The organism is Protofrankia sp. CiP1_Cm_nod1 (assembly GCF_920888515.1).
In the GTDB taxonomy this organism is placed as follows: Bacteria; Actinomycetota; Actinomycetes; order Frankiales; family Frankiaceae; genus Protofrankia.
The window spans coordinates 2840-4947 of record NZ_CAKKTM010000468.1 but is presented as its reverse complement, the minus strand read 5'-3'; the positions used below and the strand labels follow the sequence as shown (position 1 = coordinate 4947).

At 72.7% G+C, this 2108-nt stretch carries 2 protein-coding genes; both read left to right on the top strand.

Features of this window, described 5'->3' with window-relative positions:
- Positions 1–104: 104 nt before the first annotated feature.
- Positions 105–920, top strand: a complete 816-nt coding sequence (locus NBX02_RS22240) for an HAD hydrolase family protein (RefSeq protein ID WP_250292982.1) — start codon at positions 105–107, stop codon at positions 918–920.
- Between the two features lie 313 nt (positions 921–1233).
- The coding region (locus NBX02_RS22235; RefSeq protein WP_250292967.1) for a trehalose-6-phosphate synthase at positions 1234–2108 on the top strand (875 nt) is incomplete at its 3' end.

The window sequence follows — 2108 nt, the reverse complement described above, 5'->3', positions numbered from 1 at the left end:
CGCCCACCCGCCACGAACGCCCACCCGCCACGAGCAGCCTGGACGCCACGAACAGAGTGGACGCCACGAACAGCGCGAACAGCGTGAACAGGAGGACAGCACCGATGAGTGTCCGGGTCGTCTATACCGATCTCGACGGGACCATGGTGGGGCCGCGCGGATGCTTCTTCCGCAGCGAGGACCACTCCGTCACCCTGGACCCGGCGCACGCCCTGATCGACCTGCACCGGGCCGGCATCGCGCTGGTCCTGGTCAGCGGGCGGACCCGGCCTCAGCTCACCGAGGCCGCCTCGATCTTCGGGGCGGACGGCTTCATCGCCGAACTCGGCGCCATCGTCGGCTGGGACCACGGGCGTAGCAGCCAGATCCTGCGCGGAGCCATGCCCGAGACGTTCGACCGGATACCCGAGGAGCTGGTCACGGCGCTGGTCGCCCGGTATCCGGGACGCCTGGAGGCGCATCACTCCTGGATCCGCGGCCGTGAGATCGACATCATGCTGCGGGGCAACATCGACGTGGCCGAGGCCGACGCGTGGCTTGCCGCGGAAGGCTACGTATGGTTGACCATGCGCGACAACGGCATCATCGCGCGGGCCACCATGCCCGATCTGGACGATGTCCCGCACGTCTACCACCTGGTGCCCGACGGGGTCAGCAAGGGAGCCGCGGTGGCCTTCGACCTGGCCCGCCGGGGGCTGCGCCCGGAGCAGGCGATCGCGATCGGGGACTCCGCCAGCGACCTGGTCATGGCCGGCCACGTCGGCCGCATGCACCTGGTCGCGAACGCGCTGCACCATGCGGACCTCGTCGATCTGCTGCCCGGCTACGGCAACGTCGTCGTGGAGGACGGCACCCTCGGTGCCGGGTGGGTGAGCGCGGTGCGCTCGGTCCTGCCCACGCCGCGGCCCGCCGCCGTCTGATCCGCGGGCTGCCGGAACGCGCCAGGACGGTGTGACGTCAGCCGGACGATCCACGGACAGCTCTCGCTCGGTCAGGGTGCCGTCAGGCGCACAGCCTGCTGATCCGCCGGGCCGGAGCGGGCTGGGCCCCGTTCCGCACCACCGCGTCAGGGGTGCCCAGAGCTCCCGTGTCATGGGTGCCAGGGGTGCTGTGGGCAGGGGCCGGTGACGATTGCGGTGCGGCCGCTGCCGAGGCACTACCCTTCGCAGGGTGCGTCATGCCCGGTCGGTCGATGAAACGCCGCGTCCCGTGGCCGCTGGAGGGACCGCCCGGGTGCTTGTCGCGTCCAATCGCGGCCCGGTGGCGTTCACGACGGGTGACGACGGGTCGCTCGTCGTGCGCCGTGGCGGCGGTGGGCTGGTCAGCGGCCTGCACGCGGTCGCCAGCGATGACGCCGGGCCGGCCAGTGGGCTCGGCGGGACGGACGAGGCTGACGGGACCGGCTCGGCCGGCGGGGCTGACGGGACCGGCCCGGCCGGTGGGCGCGACAGGGCCGGTGGTGGGCTGGTCTGGGTGTGCGCGGCGATCAGCGAGGCGGACCGGCGGGCCACCCGGTCGGCGCCGGACGGCCGTCTGGATCTTGCCGGCCATGACACCGGCGGCACGGCCGTCCACATGCTCGACGTGGACAGGGTCGTCTTCGACCGGGCGTACAACGCGGTCGCCAACCGTACGTTGTGGTTCGTCCTGCACCTGCTCTACGCGTCGGCGTCCCAGCCCTCCTTCGGCGCGGCCTTCCAGCGCGACTGGCAGGCGTACGAGATCTACAACACGATGTTCGCCGAGGCGCTGGCCCGGGAGGCGGCGCCGGGCGCGGCCGTCCTGATCCAGGACTACCACCTGACGCTGGTGCCGGCGCAACTGCGCAGGCTGCGCCCGGACCTGCGGATCGCTCATTTCAGTCACACACCGTGGGCGCCACCGGAGTACTTCCGCATGCTGCCGGACGACGTCGCCCGCGCGGTCGTCCAGGGCATGCTCGGTGCCGACCGGCTCGGCTTCCTCGCTCCGGAGTGGGCGGAGGCGTTCCGCCGGTGCGCCAGGGCGGTGCTCCCCGCCGACGTCGAGCTCGTGGCCGGCGTCGGGACCGGGACCGGGGCCGGGGCTGAGGCTGATCGCGACGGTGTGGGCCGCGACGGTGTGGGCCG